Source organism: Streptomyces sp. NPDC005070 (genome assembly GCF_053600395.1).
On sequence record NZ_JBSFZS010000169.1, the window covers coordinates 1 to 12,409 of the forward strand.

General features: G+C 71.0%; 9 protein-coding genes. 5 read left to right on the plus strand and 4 right to left on the minus strand.

The features are described from left to right. Nucleotides 1–162: 162 nt before the first annotated feature. A complete protein-coding gene (locus ACWEBX_RS33795) occupies nt 163–1,590 on the minus strand; it encodes an alpha/beta hydrolase family protein (RefSeq protein ID WP_451888583.1) in 1,428 nt (475 codons plus the stop codon). 160 nt (nt 1,591–1,750) lie between these two features. On the opposite strand from ACWEBX_RS33795, the gene ACWEBX_RS33800 reads away from it, so the two are divergent. After that, nucleotides 1,751–2,389, plus strand: coding sequence for a TMEM175 family protein (locus ACWEBX_RS33800; protein WP_451888584.1), 639 nt, complete (start codon nt 1,751–1,753; stop codon nt 2,387–2,389). 50 nt (nt 2,390–2,439) lie between these two features. Here ACWEBX_RS33800 and ACWEBX_RS33805 read toward each other — a convergent pair whose 3' ends face one another. Then, nucleotides 2,440–3,174 (minus strand): SIR2 family NAD-dependent protein deacylase, encoded by a 735-nt coding sequence (locus tag ACWEBX_RS33805; RefSeq protein ID WP_451888585.1) that lies wholly within the window; start codon nt 3,172–3,174, stop codon nt 2,440–2,442. Nucleotides 3,175–3,308: 134 nt separating this feature from the next. On the opposite strand from ACWEBX_RS33805, the gene ACWEBX_RS33810 reads away from it, so the two are divergent. Both ACWEBX_RS33810 and ACWEBX_RS33815 read left to right on the plus strand, forming a co-directional pair. Beyond that, on the plus strand, nt 3,309–5,729 hold the full coding sequence (locus ACWEBX_RS33810) for a SpoIIE family protein phosphatase (RefSeq protein ID WP_451888586.1): 2,421 nt from the start codon (nt 3,309–3,311) through the stop codon (nt 5,727–5,729). Between the two features lie 245 nt (nt 5,730–5,974). After that, nucleotides 5,975–7,441, plus strand: a complete 1,467-nt coding sequence (locus ACWEBX_RS33815; protein ID WP_451888587.1) for a chloride channel protein — start codon at nt 5,975–5,977, stop codon at nt 7,439–7,441. Here the strand turns inward: ACWEBX_RS33815 and ACWEBX_RS33820 are convergent. Continuing rightward, nucleotides 7,392–9,209 carry a glycoside hydrolase family 15 protein gene (locus tag ACWEBX_RS33820; RefSeq protein ID WP_451888588.1) on the minus strand — a complete coding sequence of 606 codons (1,818 nt, stop codon included), beginning with the start codon at nt 9,207–9,209 and terminating at the stop codon, nt 7,392–7,394. The genes ACWEBX_RS33815 and ACWEBX_RS33820 overlap by 50 nt on opposite strands. Before the next feature lie 104 nt (nt 9,210–9,313). Beyond that, the gene (locus ACWEBX_RS33825; RefSeq protein WP_451888589.1) at nt 9,314–10,732 is read right to left on the minus strand and encodes a DUF2252 domain-containing protein; all 1,419 of its coding nucleotides are present in this window, start codon (nt 10,730–10,732) and stop codon (nt 9,314–9,316) included. A gap of 380 nt (nt 10,733–11,112) precedes the next feature. Here ACWEBX_RS33825 and ACWEBX_RS33830 point away from each other — a divergent pair, with 380 nt between their 5' ends. Together ACWEBX_RS33830 and ACWEBX_RS33835 are read left to right on the plus strand one after the other, a co-directional pair. Then, nucleotides 11,113–11,757 carry a GAP family protein gene (locus ACWEBX_RS33830; RefSeq protein ID WP_451888590.1) on the plus strand — a complete coding sequence of 215 codons (645 nt, stop codon included), beginning with the start codon at nt 11,113–11,115 and terminating at the stop codon, nt 11,755–11,757. 215 nt (nt 11,758–11,972) lie between these two features. Next, nucleotides 11,973–12,409, plus strand: a 437-nt coding sequence (locus ACWEBX_RS33835) for a DUF6325 family protein (protein WP_451888591.1), incomplete at its 3' end; no start/stop codon positions are given.

The following is a 12,409-nucleotide window of genomic DNA, read 5'->3' on the forward strand; positions in this document are numbered from 1 at the left end:
TCTCGCCGCACCGGCCGAAAGCCCAAGTACATCCAGTACGAGGACTTCCGGCCGGCACACCGAGAGCACGCACCGGGCGCCGCTCCTTGACGGGCGAACGTTGCCTGCCGCGGCACTAGACACTGTGCAGCGGTCGTACCGGAAAGCCCGAACTGATGCCGGCTAACCGCGGTCGCCCCGCCCCAGGGTGTCCTCCAGCCAGTCGAAGACGACCTCGCAGTGCTGTTGCGGCGCCATCGGCGAGCAGTGCAGTTGGGCACCGGTGGCCGCCCGCATCAGCCGGAACTCCTTGCGGGTACGCAGCAGTTCGAAGAACTCGCGTGGCTGACCCGGGTAGAAGATCTCGTCGTCGTAGTCGAGGACCAGTGTCGGGCACTTGATGCGGCCCACGATCCGGGTGATGTCGAGTGCCATGATCCGCTGGGCCGGTGTCCAGAAGTCGGTGAAGAGCCGGCCCTGCCGGGCGGCGAGCATCGCCGGGATCGAGAAGGGCTCGATCCGCTTCTTGAGGACGAACTGCTCGGACGGCGTCAGTTCGGGGGCGACCTCCTCGTTCCAGATACGGTTGGTCTCCGCCTTGTCCGGGGTCACGATGTCCCGAAGCTCCGCCGGGAAGCCCAGCCACGGGGAGAGGCAGCCCGGCAGTGCGGCCAGAGCGGCGATCCGGTGCTCGAAGGCCGCGGCGCGCGGTGCGAGGTCACCACCCATGGAGAGGCCGGTCAGCGCGATCCGACGGGCGTCGACGTCCCTGCGGCGCTCCAGCCAGTCCACGAGCGGGGAGACCACCTGCTCCCAGCGCGGACTGAAGACGAGCTGGTCGACGAAGAGCAACTGGCCCTGGCCCGGGCCGTCGTAGACGAGCGCGTTCCAGCCGCGGGCGAGCGCGGCGGAGACCCCGTAGGTCCACATGTCGACGTTCGGGCCGTCGCTCCCGTTCGTGAGGATGACGGTCGGCCGGGGCCTTCCCGAGTCGTCGGGGCGGAAGAACCAGACGGGAATCGAGATCCCGCCCTGGTACGGGACCTGGTCGGTGATCGCCGCCGGCGTGCACAGCCGTGCGAAGGTGTCCCACGACCGGCGCCCCGCCAGATAGACCTTCTTCTCGTCACCCGGGGTCTCCGAGCCGAGCACGAAGAACAGCGCCTGCCCGTAGTACTGGGCGGCGCGCAGCGAGTGAGCGCGGTGTGTCTGCTCGTGAGGCGAGGCGGTGGTCGTCAGCCGGTCGCCCCAGCGGCGGAACTCCGCGGTATAGGTCTGCTCGCTCGCCCCGGCCGCGTTGATGGCGTTGACGGCGGTCAGCACCTCCCCGACCTCGGACGCGCCGAATCCGGCGCCGCCGAGCGCGAGCAGCGCGTTGAAGTTGAGCCCCGGGTCCGTGAACAACTGCATGGCACCGGGCGTCGGCGACGGGTCGCCGGCCGGAGCCGGGGCCGAAGGGCGGGCGCCACGCTCCGTCGCGAAGGCCGGTGCCGAGCTCGCCGAGGCGGCGGACGCCGCCGACAGCACGACGGCCCCCGCTCCGGCCGCGAGCCCGGCGAGCGCGCCCCGTCGGGTGGGCGCCTGCGCATGGTCTGTGTACGCGTTCTTCATGGGAGCGAACGTAGGAGCAGGCCTTGCCGCCGACCGGCCCGCCGCTCCCGGCGATCCTCCGAACGGACCCCTTGGAGCGCCGGAACGGCTCCCCACGCGGCGACGGAAAAGGAGGGGCAATCTGCGCATTTCCAGATGCCTGAACCTAGGGTGGGGCGTTGTGAACCGCGATCAGCGAGCGAGGGACGACGAGGGGAGCGCGGCGCGACTCCTCGCGCTGTCGGACGGCGTTTTCGCGATCGCGATGACGCTGCTGGCGCTGGACATCACGCTGCCTGCCGGGCTGGACCCCGCCGGGTTCGAGCGTGCGCTGGGGGATGTGATGCCCAACCTGTTCGCGTACGCCATCAGCTTTCTGGTCATCGCGGCGTTCTGGCGGGGCCATCACCAGATGTTCCGGCACGCACGGGAAGTCGACGGGACGGTCATCCGGTTCGGGCTGCTGAGCCTGGGGCTGGTCGCCCTGATGCCGTTCCCCACCACTCTGCTGGCCGAGTACGGGGACCGGCCGCAGTCGGTGGCCGCCTACTCCGGCGCCGTCGCGGCCGTGGGAGCCGCGCAACTCGCGCTGGCGGTCGTGTTGTGGAAACGCCCGTGGCTCGGCAGCGAGGCACTGCCCGACGCCGTCGCCCGCAACGATGTGGCCGATCTGGCGTCGACCGTGGCGGTCTTCGTCATCGCGGTGCCGCTTGCCTTCGTGTCCCCGACGGGCGCGAAGTTGTGGTGGGTGGTGCTGATCCCCCTCAAGGCCGCGACGGGGAAGCGGGGCAAGCGCCTGCGCGCGGCCGGTCCACCATGAGCCGGACCGGCCGACCGTGCCGCTGTGCGGCCGGACACGGCGTTCGTGGGCTATCCGTTCACCGCGTGCAGCCGGCGCAGCAGCTCCGGCAGAGCGGTGCCTATCGGTTCGCGGACGACTTCGTCGGCGAGTTCGTCGTAGGGCGTGGGTTCGGCGTTGACGATGATGAGCCGGGCTCCGTGGTCGGCGGCGACACCTGCGAGGCCGGCCGCCGGCTGGACCTGGAGGCTGCTGCCGACGGCGATGAAGACCTGGCAGGCCTTGGCGATGGCGGCGGCCTGGCCGAGGACGACGGGGTCGAGGCGTTCGCCGAACATGACGGTCGCCGGTTTGAGGATCCCGCCGCACTTCGGGCAGTCCGGGTCGTCTTCCCCGGCGTCGACCCGGGCGAGAGCGTCCTCCATGGGAGCCTTCGCATGACACTGCGTACACACCACCGTTCTCGCGGTGCCGTGCAGCTCGAGCACCTTGCGCGTGGGCATCCCGGCGAGCTGGTGCAGCCCGTCCACGTTCTGGGTGAGGACCCGCACGGGGACCCCGGAGCGCTCCAGCTCGGCCACGGCCCGGTGCGCGGCGTTGGGCTCGGCCCCGAGCTCCTGCGTCTCCCGTCGCATCAGCCAGGCCCGACGCCTGATCTCCGGATCGCCCATGTAGTACTCGTACGTCACGAGCTTCTCGGCCTCGGGATCCCGCCGCCACAGCCCGTTGGGCCCCCGGTAGTCGGGGATCCCGGAGTCGGTGGAGATGCCGGCCCCACTGAGGACGGCGACGAGTGGCCTGTTCATGGCCATGAAGGTACGGCGCTCGCCTGCCGGGAGCGACTGGATATCCGGGCGTGACACGGAGAGTCGCGGATGGAGACCGGGAGGAGGAACATCGGACTCACGGAGACAGAGTGGTGGTTATGGGGACGCCTTCGATGCATTTCAGCGAGAGTCCGGAGGATCCGTTCGCCCTCGGGCATGCCGCTTCGGCCGTGCTCGACGATCACGGCACCGTGGTCGGCTGGAGCCCACGTGCGCAGGAGGTGCTGGGCTACCCGGCCAAGGAAGTGATCGGACGGCCGTGGCGGGACCTCCTGGTCGACGCCTGCGACCTGCCTGTCGCGCGGTCCGTCGTCGTGGACGCCATGAGGGCGGGGGGCTGGTTCGGCGTCCTGCCGGTCCGGCACCACGACGGACGGCGCGTGGAGATGGGTTTCCGGGCCCGCGCGATCACCCGCGACGGAGACCGTCAGGAGTGGTTCCTGGTCGGTGCCCCCGCCGCGGAAGTCGTCGCCTGGCAACGGGACCGTGCGCTGCTCGACGGCCTCTACCACCGGTCCCCGATCGGCCTGGCCATCCATGGCCCGGACCGGAAGGTGATCCGGGTCAACCGTGCGATCGAGAAGGCGAGCGGCATCACGGCCGAGGCGCCGGTGGGCCGTCGTTCGGGTGAGTTCCTGGTCGACGAGGACGCGGGTCCGGCCGAGGAGCGGGTACGCCACGTCCTGGAGACCGGCGAGCCGTTGATCTTCACAGAGCAGTCGGCGCGCACACGCCATGCTCCGGGCCGGGAACGGATGGTGTCCGTCTCCGCGTTCCGGATGGAGGACTCCTCGGGCCGGGTTCTCGGCGTGGCGGAGACGATCGAGGACGTGACCCAGCGCTACCGAGCCCGCCGCAGGCTCACCCTGCTGAACGAGGCGAGCGCCCGGATCGGCACCTCACTGGACGTGACGCAGACGGCCCGGGAACTGGCCGAGGTGGCCGCCTCCGGCCTGGCCGACTACTGCTCGGTGGACCTCCTGAAGCCGGTGGCACTGGGTGACGAACTGCCCACGGACATGGCAGGTGCGCTCCTGCGCGTGTCCTTGTCGCCCCCGGAACCACGGGTCCCGTTCCAGGAGGGCGACGTGGTCCCGCTCCTTCCGGACTCCCCGCAGGCGCGGTGCCTGGCCGAGCGCCGCCCGGTTCTCGAACGGTTGCTGTCCCTCCGCCCCGAGTGGTACGCCATGGACCGGCGGCGGCTCGAGGTCGCCCTGGGGCTCGGCGTTCACTCCCTGATCGCGGTGCCCCTGATGGCACGCGGCCTCGTACTGGGTGTGGTGAGCCTGTGGCGAGTGGGCCATTCGGAGCCTTTCGAGGACGACGATGCCGCAGTGGCCCATGAGTTCTCCTCGCGTGCGGCCGTCTGCATCGACAACGCGCGCCGCTTCACCCAGCAGCAGAGCGCCGCTCTGACGCTGCAGCGCAGTCTGCTGCCGGGCGCGGTGTCCGACCTGCCGGCCGTCGAGGTGGCCTGCCGATATCTGCCGGCGAGCGGTGAACCGGGCATCGGTGGTGACTGGTTCGACGTGATCCCGTTGTCAGGGGCCCGGGTCGCCCTCGTCGTGGGAGACGTGGTCGGCCACGGAATCCACGCCGCGGCCTCCATGGGGCGCCTGCGTGCCGCCGTGCGCACCCTGGCCAGCCTCGACCTGGAGCCGGACGAGGTGGTGGCCCGGCTGGACGATCTGGTCAGTCTGCTGGCCGCCGAGCTGGAGACGAACGCCGAGGGCAACCAGGCGGCGATCGAGCAGGTGCTCGGGGCCACGTGCCTCTACGCGGTCTACGATCCGGTCTCCCGGCAGTGCTCCCTGGCTCGCGCCGGCCACCCGGCACCCATGGTGTCCACGCCGGACGGCCAGGTGACCGTGCTCGACCTGCCCGCGGGTCCACCGCTCGGCCTGGGCGGACTGCCGTTCGAGACGTACCACCTCGACCTCCCCGAGGGCAGCCTGCTCACGCTCTACACCGACGGCCTCCTGGAGGCGCGCGACGGCGACATCGACGCCGCGCTGGAGAACCTGCGGGAATGTCTCGCCCACAGTGCCGACCCTCTGGAGCGCACCTGCGACGGGGTGATCGAAGCCCTGCTGCCCGCGCACCGCCGCCCCACCGACGACATCGCGCTGCTCATGGCCCGTACCCGGGTACTGCCCCCGGAGAACTTCGCCACCTGGCACCTGCCGCTGGAAGCCACCGCCGCCGCCCGCGCCAGGGAGCTGGTCACGGCGAAACTGGCCGAATGGGGGCTGTCGGACATGGCCTTCACGACCGAACTGGTCGCCAGCGAGCTCGTCACCAACTCCTACCGGTACGCGGACGGGCCCGTCACCCTGCGCCTCATCCGTACGCAGTGTCTGATCTGTGAGGTGTCCGACGCCAGCCACACCTCCCCTCACCTGCGCAGGGCCCTCAGCACGGACGAGGGCGGACGCGGGCTCTTCCTGGTCGCGCAGCTCACGGAGCGATGGGGCACCCGCTACACCCACGACGGCAAGACGGTCTGGACGGAGCAGCCTCTGCCGCCCTCCTGACCGGACACGGCCTCGACGGCCTCCCCGAGCGGTGGACGAGGATCGGCGACGGTCCGGGCGGCACCGCTGATGGCGTGTTAAGTAAACGGCACGGAAGGGGTGTTGACCGTGCGGCGGGCCGGCCTGCGGGAAGCGGGACCCCTTGAGCCGAGCCGCCCGGGTTGCGCCGTGAGGGTGCGGATCGCACGTCCACCCGGAGGGTTTTCGCCGCCCTGTGCGCGGGCCGCGCGGGAACGGCGGATCCCGTGGGTACGCTCGCGCCCCGAGCCATCCCTCCGAGCGCGCGTAGGAGAAGACCCATCACCGAGCCGAAGTCCGAGGAGACCGGGCCCGCTTCGGGGGAGCGGTCCGGCCAGGCCGACTCCCCGCCGGGCAACCAGCCCACGGAGGCCGAGCAGCTCAGGAACATGCTGGTCCAGCCCGCCTACCGGCGGGCGCTGGTGTTCTGCGCCGTGATCGGCGTCCCGGTCTCGCTCGCCGCGTTCTGGTTCCTGGTGCTCCTCCACGAGCTGGAACATCTGATGTGGGAGCAGTGGCCCCACGATCTCGGGTGGTCGGATCCGCCGTGGTGGTGGCCGCTTCCCCCGATGCTGCTGGCAGGGGTCCTGGTGGGCCTGATCGTGCTGTGGTTTCCGGGCCGGGGCGGACACATCCCGGCCTCGGGCCTGCACGCCGGCGGGACGTCGACATCCGCTCTGCCGGGCGTCGCGCTCGCCGCGCTGGCCAGCCTTCCGCTGGGAGCCGTGCTCGGCCCCGAGTCTCCGCTGATCGCGCTGGGCGGAGGTCTCGCGCTGCTGTTCCGGGATCTCGTACGGGCTCCCGCGACCCCGGCGGGCACGGCACTGCTCAGTGCGGCGGGCGCCGCGGCGGCCATCTCGGCGATCTTCGGCAGCCCCCTGGTCGCCGCCGTGCTGCTGATGGAGGTCGCCGGTGTGGGCGGGCCGCAGCTTTTCGCGGTGATGCTGCCCGCGCTGCTCGCCAGCGGGATCGGCGCCATCGTGTTCACCGGATTCGGCGACTGGACCGGACTGCAGACCGGCAGCCTCAAGATCGGACTGCCCGCGCCCTCGACCCTCGACACCGGCGACGTCGTCTGGTCGGTGCTCATGGCCGTCGTGATCGGGTTCGGCATCCACTGGGTGATCGTGGGCGGCCGGTACGCGGCCCGTGCCGTGTCCGCTCACACGATGCGGGCCACGGTGCTGTGCGCGCTCGGCGCCGGCGGCTGCGCGGCGCTCTACGCGGCCCTCACCGGGCGCTCGCCGTCCGAGGTGGCCCTGTCCGGCCAGAGCACCCTCTCCCAGCTCGCCGCCCACCCGCACGCGTGGTCGGTCGGCAGCCTCGTGGCCGTGGTGCTGCTCAAGTCCGTCGCGTACGCGCTGTGTCTGGGCACCCTCAGGGGTGGTCCGGTGTTTCCCGCGCTGTTCCTCGGCGGCGCGACGGGCGCCCTGCTGGCACCGCTCCCGGGGTTCGGCGTGCCGGCGGCGATGGCGGCGGGCATGGCCGCCGCGTCCGCCGCCGCGCTCAGGCTGCCGGTCAGCTGTGTCGTGCTGGTCGTGCTGCTCGTGGGCAACTCGGGAACGGTGCCGGTGATCGCGCTGGCCGCGGTGGTGTCCTTCGTGACCGTGGAACTGCTTCCGCAGGGTCCGGACATCCCGCCGTTCAGGGCCGCAGCCGGTCGAGCGCGTCGTCCAGCGTCGTCGCGGCCATGATGAGGGAGAGATGGGTGAACGCCTGCGGGAAGTTGCCCAGTTGCTCTCCGCTCGGGCCGATCTCCTCGGCGAACAGGCCGACATGGTTGGCGTACGTCTGCATCTTCTCGAAGGTGTAGCGGGCCTGGGGGAGCCGTCCCGCGCGGGCGAGGGCGTCGACGTACAGGAACGTGCAGAGGCTGAACGTCCCCTCCGAGCCGCGCAGTCCGTCCGGGGAGGCCTGCGGGTCGTAGCGGTAGACGAGGCTGTCGGAGACGAGGACGCGCTCCATCGCGTCCAGGGTGCGCAGCCAGCCGGGGCTCCGGGCGAAGAGGAAGCCGACGCGGGGCGCCAGCAGCAGGGAGGCGTCCAGGACGTCACCGCCGTAGTGCTGGATCATCGCCTGATGTGTGTCGTCCCAGCCGCGCGCCATGACCTGTTCGAAGATGTCGTCCCGCGCCTTCGTCCAGAGGGCGGTGTCGGCCGGTCTGCTGAACTCCGTGGCCAGCTTCAGGCCCCGGTCGAAGGCGGCCCAGCACATGACGCGGCTGTAGGTGAAGTCCTTGCGCCCGCCACGGGTCTCCCAGATGCCCTCGTCCGGGCGGTCCCAGGACTCGGCGAGCCAGTCGAGGATGCCGCTCAGCGCCTTCCAGCCGTGGTAGCCGCCCTGTTCACCCAGCGTGCGGTCCTCGGCCAGCGCGTAGAGGGCCTCGCCGTAGATGTCGAGCTGCAACTGGCCGGCGGCTCCGTTCCCGGCGCGTACCGGGTACGACCCCCGGTAGCCCTCGAAGTGCTCCAGGATCTCCTCCGCTATCTGCGGGTCGCCGTCGACCCGGTACATGATCTGGAGAGGCTCGTCGTCCGGTCCCGCGCGCTCCTGAAGGCGCTCGCCCAGCCAGCGGGTGAAGTGGGTCGCCTCCTCGACGAAACCGAGGTCGAGCAGCGCCCGCACCGACAGTGAGCCGTCCCGCACCCATGTGTACCGGTAGTCCCAGTTGCGCTCACCGCCGATCTGCTCGGGCAGTCCCATGGTGGCGGCGGCGACCGGCGCTCCGGTCGGGGCGTAGGTCAGGAGTTTGAGGGTGATCGCGGAGCGGTGCACCATCTCCGTCCAGCGGCCACGGTAGTTCGAGGTGCGGACCCACTTCTGCCAGAAGTCGACGTTGCTCCAGAGGTCCTCGGTGAGCCCGTCGACCGTGGGCGGCGGCGGGGCCTCGCCGTCCGGCCCGCACACCGTGAACACGATGGCCGCGGTCTCGCCGTTGCGCAGGGTGATGGCGCCCCGGACGTCATCGCCGTCGCGTTCGAGCGGGATGTTCCCCTGGAGATGCGCGCTCGCCACCGGGGACCTGAACACCGCTGTACGGGGCGTGAGTTCGAGTTGATGGCGCGCCCGCGCGTAGTCGAACCGCGGCCGGCACTCCAGACCGAAGCGGACGGTGCCGCGCACCGAGCGGACGATGCGCACCAGACTGTGCCGGTCGGTCGGCGTCGGGCCCGGGAGGACCGGCATGTGGTCGAGGACCTCGCCCACGCCGTCCGGGGACATGAACCGGGTCACCACGACGGCGGTGTCCGGGTAGTAGAGCTGCTTCCAGGTCCCCTCGGGGTGTTCGGGCGCGAGGCGGAAGTATCCGCCGCCGTCGTGGTCCAGCAGGGATGCGAAGACGCTGGGGGAGTCGAAGCGCGGGGCCGCGAACCAGTCGATCACGCCCTGGGACGACACCAGGGCCGCGGTCTGCAGGTCCCCGACCAGGCCGTGGTCGGCGATGGGCGGATAGCGATCCATACGGGCCTCCTTGTCGGGCCTGGCCGGGCGGGGCCTGGCCGGACGGGGCAGGGACGGGCAGGGCGTGGAGCGGCAGGGCGTGAGGGCCTGTGCCCGGGCTCGGGTCAGGCGGCTTCGGCCTTGACACGCCCCGAGCGGACGGCGCCGACGAGTGCCCGGTGGTCCTTCTCGTTCTGGTCCGCGTACGCCTCGGCGAACGGGACGAGCGCGCGGTCGAACACGTCACCTCCGCCCAGATAGGAGGCGATGGCGATCCGGTCGCCCGACCTCGCGTGCGCGCGGGCCAGCGTGGCACCGCACAGCTCGCCGAAGGCCCGCATGGTCGCCGGCACCATCAGCTCGGGTTCCGCGATGCCCTTCCAGTCCCGCAACTGCCGTACGTAGAAGTCCCGTCGGCGGCCGTCGATGCCCTCGGCCCGCTCCCAGCCCAGGAAGATGTCACTGGTGGCCTGCATGAGCCGCTGGCCGGAGACCACGCGCTCGCCCTGGGTCCGGTACTCGCTCGCGCCGGCGTAGGGCGCGAGGACCGACTCGTCCGCCTCCTTGGCCTGCAGCAGCAGCGGATCCGAGTCGTCCCGGCCGAGCATGAGGACGATCCAGCAACGGGTCCCCACGCTGCCGACCCCGACCACCTTGCGGGCCACGTCGGCGAACCGGTACTGCTCCAGCAGGAACCGCCGGTCCGAGTTCAGGCTCCGGCCGTAGCTCCCGATCAGCCGGCGGAGCTGCTTCTCCAGGGCGCCGCGTTCCATGTCCGGAAGCAGATCCTGTAGCGGTACGACGAGAGGGGGGTCCGCGGCGATCAGAGTCTGGCCGTCGACCATGTGCGTGAGCTTGTTGAACGCCTGGAGGCTGTCGCGGGTGCGCGCCTTGTCGGTCGTCTTCTTCCAGCGGGAGCGGCCCTGCGAGCCCAGCTCCCCGGCGATGTGGGTCCGTACCCAGTCCTCGTCGAAATGCGTGTACCAGACGGGGAGGTTGCCGAGCCCGGCGAACCGTCTCATCCACTCGCGGTACGACCGCACCGTCGTACGGACGATGTCGGCACGCTCCTTGCCGCTGTAGCCGTTCGCCCGGCCCGCGATCACGAAGCTGGCGGACAGCCGCTTGACGTCCCACTCCCACGGGCCGGGCAGCGTCTCGTCGAAGTCGTTGATGTCGAACATCATGCGGCGCTCCGGCGAGGCCAGCAGCCGGAAGTTCAACATGTGCGCGTCACCGCACAGTTGCGCCCTGATCCCGGACCGGGGCGTGCCGGCGAGGTCCCCGGCCATGATGGCGGCGGCCCCGCGGTAGAAACGGAACGGCGACTCGGTCATCCTGCCGTAGCGGATCGGTACGAGCTCGGGCACCCGGGTCGCGGACTGTGCCTCCACGATGTCCACCGGGTCGGGCCGTTTCGGCGAGGGGGTGAAGCCGGCGTGGCTGGAGCGCGGCACGGCGGACCGGGCGGCCTTGCCGAGCGCGGCACGTTCCGCCGGGGTGTGGTGCGGGTGACGGCTGCCGGCCGGATGCTTGGGAGTCATGGGGGACGCTCCGCGTGTGGTCGCCGACGCGGCTGGCGCCGGTTGGCGTCCGGCGGTCGACTCCGCCGGTCACCGTCCTCGGATCGTGGTCGGGGCCCGCCCGTGGAGGGGCGTCCGGCCCGGATCACCAAGGTAGCTCTGGGCGATATGTCCGGCGAGTTGAGCTGATCAGGCGAGCCGGCGAGCCCAGAGGGTGCCGTCGGGCCGCACGGGGCGACGTCCGGTCGTACGGGAGGGCGCCGTCCGGCCGTACGGGAAGGGTGCCGGGCTTCGATGTGGCGGGCGGGGCATCGGATTTGTGGAGGTGCGTGGGGGAGGTGACGATTGGGGCATGCGCGAAACCGCCGCGCCGCGCCGCGCGAGACCACGCGGGGGCGGCGATGGTCCTTGACCTGCTCCTCATCGCCCTGGCGATCACCCTGGACCCCCTGCCGGTCACCGGATTCGTGCTGGTGCTCTCCTCGGACAGGGGAATCTGGAAGGGCCTCGCCTTCATCCTGACCTGGCTGGCCTCCTTCGTCGCGATCATCGCCGCCGTGCTCCTCATGACCGGCGGCGAGCCACCGCCCCCGAAGTCCGCGCCGTCCACGGCCGCGCTGGCCGGCAAACTGGCCATCGGCGTCGGACTCGTCCTCTACGCGGAACGCAGACGACGCGTCATCGGCAAGCGGCCGAAGTCCTCCGGTTTCATGTCCCGGATCGAACGGATCTCCCCCTGGACGGCGGCCGGCCTGGCGCTGCTCCTCCAGCCCTGGGGCATGATCGCGGCCGGAGCCTCCACCGTCGTGGACGCGGACCTCAACCACGCCGCGTCGTACGCGGCCCTGATGGGCTACGTCCTGCTGGCCACTTCCAGTCTGCTGGCGATGGAGCTCTACGCGACGTTCGCCCCACGGACGGCCCACATCCGGCTCGGGAAGCTGCGGGCGTGGATGGAGGGGCACCAGGACCAGGCGCTGGTGTCGCTGTTCCTGTTCCTGGGGCTGTGGCTGGTCGGCAAGAGCATCTACCAGCTCACCGCGTGAACCGGCCGAGCCGAACGGACCACCCGAACTGAACGGGCCACCCGAACCGAACGGGCCACCCGAACGGCCCGAGCGACTCCCTTTCCAGGGGCTCGCGAAGGCGTCGTACCGAAATGCGGCGGCTTCCGACCGGTGCTGCAATGGCATGGACCAGGGGCAGGGGAAAACCATGACCACGCAGGGGTGAAGCCGTGAGCGAAGATGAATTCGTCGAGATGGGACCGATCGACTATATCGTCGTGGAGTTTCCCGGTAATCGAATGACCGGTGAGGGACTTCCGATCCTGGTCGATCTGGTCGACCGCGGCATCATTCGGATTCTCGACCTTCTGTTCGTGAGAAAGGACGAGGACGGGTCCGTGGTCGGCATGGAGGTCGCCGACTTCGACGGCGACGGAGCCCTCGACCTCGCCGTGTTCGAGGGCGTGTCCTCCGGCCTGCTCGGCGAGGACGACATCGCGGAGGCCGGCAAGGCGCTGGAGCCCGGGAACTCCGCCGGAATCCTGGTCTACGAGAACCTGTGGGCCGCTCCCTTCGCCGCCGCGCTGCGCCGCGGCGCCCGGCGACCACCAGTCCGATGGAGGGTACGTGCAGGGCGCTCGTGCCGTCGGTGTCGGTGTGGCCCAGCTCGATCGCGCGCAGTTCCTCGCCC

What these genes read in the sequence shown, in the direction of transcription:
- ACWEBX_RS33795 (WP_451888583.1), bottom strand. Translation starts at nt 1,590, where the DNA reads ATGAAGAACGCGTACACAGACCATGCGCAGGCGCCCACCCGACGGGGC.
- ACWEBX_RS33805 (WP_451888585.1), bottom strand. Translation starts at nt 3,174, where the DNA reads ATGAACAGGCCACTCGTCGCCGTCCTCAGTGGGGCCGGCATCTCCACC.
- ACWEBX_RS33810 (WP_451888586.1), top strand. Translation starts at nt 3,309, where the DNA reads ATGCATTTCAGCGAGAGTCCGGAGGATCCGTTCGCCCTCGGGCATGCC.
- ACWEBX_RS33820 (WP_451888588.1), bottom strand. Translation starts at nt 9,209, where the DNA reads ATGGATCGCTATCCGCCCATCGCCGACCACGGCCTGGTCGGGGACCTG.
- ACWEBX_RS33825 (WP_451888589.1), bottom strand. Translation starts at nt 10,732, where the DNA reads ATGACTCCCAAGCATCCGGCCGGCAGCCGTCACCCGCACCACACCCCG.
- ACWEBX_RS33830 (WP_451888590.1), top strand. Translation starts at nt 11,113, where the DNA reads ATGGTCCTTGACCTGCTCCTCATCGCCCTGGCGATCACCCTGGACCCC.